Annotated in this window: 1 protein-coding gene; it reads right to left on the reverse strand. The window is 41.1% G+C overall.

Features of this window, described 5'->3' with window-relative positions:
* On the reverse strand, window positions 1-485 hold a 485-nt coding region (locus H4O18_RS21895; protein WP_281387391.1), incomplete at its 3' end, for a prephenate dehydratase domain-containing protein.
* Window positions 486-584: the final 99 nt, after the last annotated feature.

Below are 584 nucleotides of genomic sequence, written 5' to 3' on the forward strand. Positions count from 1 at the left end.
AAGATCTCAAGACCGTACAGTTGGGCTGCATGTTTGCTGCCTAAGGCACCGATCGACATGTTTGCGTTTTCGGCTACGTTTTTAATGCTTAGCGCCGTATCCTCCGTTTCCACCAATTTGATCTCTGGATAATTGTCAAAGTAGGATCGGCATTGCTTCAGGGCCATGTGATGGGAGTGGATCTCAGTCAGCATGTCGATACTGGTTCCGGGAACAACGCAAAGATTTTGATGGATCTTCCAGGGAAGTTCCCCAATTATTTCCAGGCCATTCATCCGTATTAATTCTAAATTTTCATGCATCGTTCCGGAAATCGTATTTTCAATAGCCATTACAGCTTTTTCAACATGCCTCGCTACAACATTATCTATCAGTTCTTTAAAGGTTATACAGGGAACAATTTCAATATCATTTCCAAAACAGTGCAGGGCAACTTCTTCGTGGAAAGCACCTTTTATTCCTTGGATGGCAATTTTTGTGTTCATTAACTTTAGTTTTAAAATGGGTAAAAAAAAACGGCCTTTCAAAAAGAAAGACCGTTTACTATGTTGCATAGCAGTTTCCTTCTTTTAGGCGGTGTCGCT

It is taken from the genome of Arenibacter arenosicollis (genome assembly GCF_014397245.1).
GTDB lineage: Bacteria > Bacteroidota > Bacteroidia > Flavobacteriales > Flavobacteriaceae > Arenibacter > Arenibacter arenosicollis.